Source organism: Microcoleus sp. Pol11C2, assembly GCF_036701505.1.
GTDB lineage: Bacteria > Cyanobacteriota > Cyanobacteriia > Cyanobacteriales > Microcoleaceae > Microcoleus.
The window spans coordinates 1-4,360 of record NZ_JAUBQX010000106.1; the positions used below are offsets into that span (position 1 = coordinate 1).

Annotated in this window: 2 protein-coding genes; both read right to left on the minus strand. The window is 41.3% G+C overall.

Annotated elements, in window-relative coordinates; translation table 11 throughout:
* Positions 1-2,938 (minus strand): nSTAND1 domain-containing NTPase (locus QUA42_RS27400; protein ID WP_445301384.1); only part of this gene is annotated, 2,938 nt, incomplete at its 3' end.
* Between the two features lie 4 nt (positions 2,939-2,942).
* Entirely contained in the window at positions 2,943-4,229 is a 1,287-nt protein-coding gene (locus QUA42_RS27405) for a P-loop NTPase fold protein (protein ID WP_333141810.1), read from the minus strand.
* Positions 4,230-4,360: the final 131 nt, after the last annotated feature.

Below are 4,360 nucleotides of genomic sequence, written 5' to 3' on the forward strand. Positions count from 1 at the left end.
GCTTGCCTGTTAAATCCCACAATCGGGCTGTATTGTCCGATGATGCCGTAGCGATGTATTTGCCGTCAGGACTAAAACTCACACTCGATACCGAACCTTGATCTCCTTTCAACCGATTTTGTTCTCGAATGTTGTCGAGAATCTGGTTGAGGGCAATCTGGGGAGTAGATATCGGGTAATCTTCAAGGGAACGAACATTTTTAACTGTAGCTTTAAGTTCTTTTCCAGCCTTCACGGCTGAGATTAAAGCATCTATTTGGTTATTGTGCAACTCAAACAGTCTCAAAGCACCACTTGCCGATCGCTCTAATTTTGTCAATTTCTGTGCTGTTTCTAACAACTCTTCTGCTTGCAGCCGCGCCTCTGCTAATATTTGCTTCTCGGCTTCAGTTTGCTTGAGTTTTTCACGTAATTCGAGTAATTCCGCACTTTGCTGTTTGCGAATAAAAGGTACTAAATAGTCGTGGACAAGTTGGTAGCGTTCAATTGGAGTTGCTGGCACTTCTAACACCAATCCCGATTTAAATATAATATTTAAAACTAATTCTAATTCTTCTGAATTACTTTCTAAATTTGCTGCTAATTCAGCCAAAGTTTTTTGAGGACGAGTGTTGTTTTCATCTGTCAGCAAGTACAAGACAAGTTCGGCAATATCTTTATTTTCCTTGCCACAGTCTGCGATCACTTCTGCTAAAAATTCCTCCACGAGTTTGAGTTTTGCGAGATCGCCCAGTTGCTGATATTCACTCAGTCGAGTAATCTGCCGTTTTTCCAGTTGCGCCCCCACAATTTGCAACTCAATCGGCCGCACTTCGCCAAGTTTATCTGCTAAATCTTCTACCAGTGCGTTTTTCAAATTTTCAGACCAGTCAATTTGAGAGCGTTGTGTTAAGGTTTGAATCGCATTTTTAGCATCTGAAATCGAAAAATTACCCAAGTAATAGCGATTTTTTTTATTGAGTATGTCATCTTCAATTATTGATAAATTTGTCGTCCGATTCCAATCTAACAAGTAGAAAAGATAATCTTCCCGCAGCGACAGAATAATTTTGATATTGCTAATCTGATTTAAACATTCAGCCAAAAAATCATACAAATCTCGCCTGCTACTTTGGTCTTGATAAGCAAAGAAAAATTCCTCAAACTGGTCAAAGATTAGTACAGTCAACAAATTGCGACTTTCATTGAGTCGCAATTGTTCTAAAATAGCTGTAGGCGTGTCAAGAGGAGTAGATAAACTCACACCTGTTAATTTTGCAATTCCCGATCGCAAACACTGACCGCAATCCATCACCCAATCATGATAAGACTGCAATAAAATAGGCAATACGTCCCGCGCGTCAAAAGTGGTGAGTTGCAGTGCCGGAACTAACCCCGCCTGAATAATCGAACTTTTTCCTACCCCAGACTGTCCGTGAATGATTGTCAGCTTATAAGCAGGTGTACCTATGCGTTGAATTATCTGTTTAATATCCTGTTTTCGCCCAGAAGCGGCTTCAATTTCCTCAACAATTTCAGCTTTTGACTGACCTGATTCTAAAGCAAGATTAATTGTTTGTTGGGGCGGCTGCAAACGGCCTGCGCCAATAAAAGCTTGCAGTCGGTATTTGCTTTTAACTTCCTGTTGTTCTAGTTTTGAATGAAATGCTTTTAAATATTCTCTTTTCTCAAAATAGAGAGTTCTCAACTCTTCTAAAATCCTCAGATAAAGCTGCACATCATCTTGAAGCTGCGTATTTTTTTTAGCTGCTTCTAAGTTCTTAACAGCCTCCGACTGTTGACTGAGATTTCGCTGCGCTTTTGCCCAAAGTAACAGATATAAACCAGTCTCTTTTTTGGCGGCTTCTGCTTGTTCTAAAACAGACAATGCTGATTTAGCTAATTCGCAAGCTTTTTCCCACTTAGAACGTTGCAGCGCTACCTCAGCCAAAAAGCCGTAATCTTCAGCTACTTGACTCGGAGTGCCACAATCTTCGTGCATTTCTAAGGCTTTGACTGCTAAACTTTGCAACTCTTCCCAAGCTTGTAAAAGTCGCAGCACTTCGCCAAGTTCGCTAATACATTTAGCCGCTAAATCATTTCGTTGTGCTTGCTCAAAACTCTCCAGAGATTGCTGCAAATACTTTCTAGCTTCTCGCCAATACTCCAGCTTGCATGCCCGGTGCAATTCAGCTTTGCGGTTGTAAGCTTGGGCAATTTTCTGGCAGACAATTCCTTGCCTTTCCCACTGCTGATTTTGCTGCCAAAACGCCAAACTTTGCTGATAATGTTCTAGTGCTAAATCTATTTGATTTTTCTGATATTCAACTAAACCCCGAATAAATTGCCAACTTGCTTGCAATTCCGGGTCTAATGCTGCATTCAAACTTGGCCGGCAATTCTCCAGCGACTCAATTTCACAGTCATCTAATTTGAAATTCTCAACATTAGCAAAAGCTTGGTCTGCTTTTTGTCGCAAGAAATTTCTCAAATCATCGGGTGGCATAGTAAAGTGAATTGGAGGAGGAGCCCAAGATTTCAAATCATTTGCCGATCGACTAAATTTATCCAGTACAGCATCCGTCACCCATAATATCAACGGAAAAGCAAAATCTTGTTTGAATTGGTCTCGCGCTCGATTAGCCCCAGCTAGCAGGTCATCAATCGCCACAACCGATTCTATACCAACAACTATCAAAGCTTTCGGTGGTTGCTCTTGGACGGCATTGAGAATGGTTTGATAAAGTGTTTTAGTCGCAGGTTCGAGGACTAATTCTTGATATCCAACTGTCGAGCGTTCGCGCAATTTGTCCAGCATTGCCGAACGCAATCTAGCATAATTGCAACGCACTATAGTTAAAGAAAAACTTCCTTGAAAGCGGGCGATAGTCCGTACTAAAGTAGAGAGTGATCGCTCGTTTTCTGCTGCAATATCTTTGACTGAATTTGAGTTTACCATAATCTCAATAATTTTCCTTCTGCCATACCTTAAATTTGTCAGTTTCCATTAGCAGCGGATTCAACGCAAACCAATTTCCGTCACTATCTACATATTCAAAAACCCACAGGTTTCTCAGTAAATCTTGGTATTTTTTATCTGCATTAATACTTTGTTCCTTCACCACCTTAAAAAGTAATTCCCACTCATCATTATCAATGCCGCGACTCAGACTGTCGCGGGAATTGCGAATCACCCATTGCAACATATCTTGGGAAATTGGAGGGTCATCTTGCTGCAAGCAACCAAACAACATCCCCATCAAGTTTCGCAAATGACCGCCGCTGACTAGGCACAATCTATCTAAAGTTTCTGGACTGTCAAAAACTTGGGTAATTAATGTGATATGTTCCTCGGTTGGCACATTTGGCACATCAGGAAAAGCGCGCGACATCACCATCCGCCGCAGCAAATCCATCCCCTCAACACATTCGCTACCGTCTCTATTCTTTACTGGTACCATCGGCAAAATTCTTGGGTCAACTCCGCCCCCCAATCGATTTTTCAAAATTTCACTTTCATTGCCAAAAGTCAATCCCAGTGGCAGCGTATAAACTAAATTGCAATTCAGTTTCCGCAACTGCTCTCCCCGGTCAATAAAGATATATTCTGGTAACAGTCGCCCCGATGCTGTTGGTCGAGAAACTATGCGGTCTAAGTTGTCAACAATTACAACTAATCCTTTTTTGCCGCGCTGCTTAAGCTGATTAATTGCTGTTTCAATAATTTCTTGATTTATCAATTCTAACATTTTATTCGCTTGCGGTTCCATGTACTGTCTCAGTTTAGATCGCAAGTCGGGATTACTTTTGGTTTGGGCAGTAATTTTTGCTATACCTAAAGGCAATGAAACTTCAAGATTTCCTTCTGTGCCGACCTTAACTTTACTCCCAAAAAGTTCTCCTTCAGCTTCTAGGGTTACAGGGGTTTGCAAATATTCCCAACTACCTTTTAAGAAAGCTCGAAAACCCTGGGGCTGCAAGGCAATCTTGTCCTCTTCCAAGCTTTGGGTGACTCGCCGCGCGATCGCCAACACGATATCTGTCAAATCGAGATCCATTTCATCAAGGTCTTGTGTTGACTCGAAGTAAACTACATGAAACCCCTCATCTGTCAACTCTTTTTGCAGTCGCGACAATTCAGTAGACTTACCGCAACCAATGTGTCCGGTAAATAATTGGCAAGTCGGTTTATCTGATGACGAACGGATAATTGTCTTTTTGAGTACGTTAATAATTTTCCCGCCACGCACCTCAGAAAAATCAATGTAATACCGCCGATCTTCGGCCTTGACTAATTTTAGGGACTCATACCAATTTTATGTGAAGTTGCATATAATAGAGAGATAGCTTGTATGGTGCGTTTATGAGTCGTAGTTTAAAA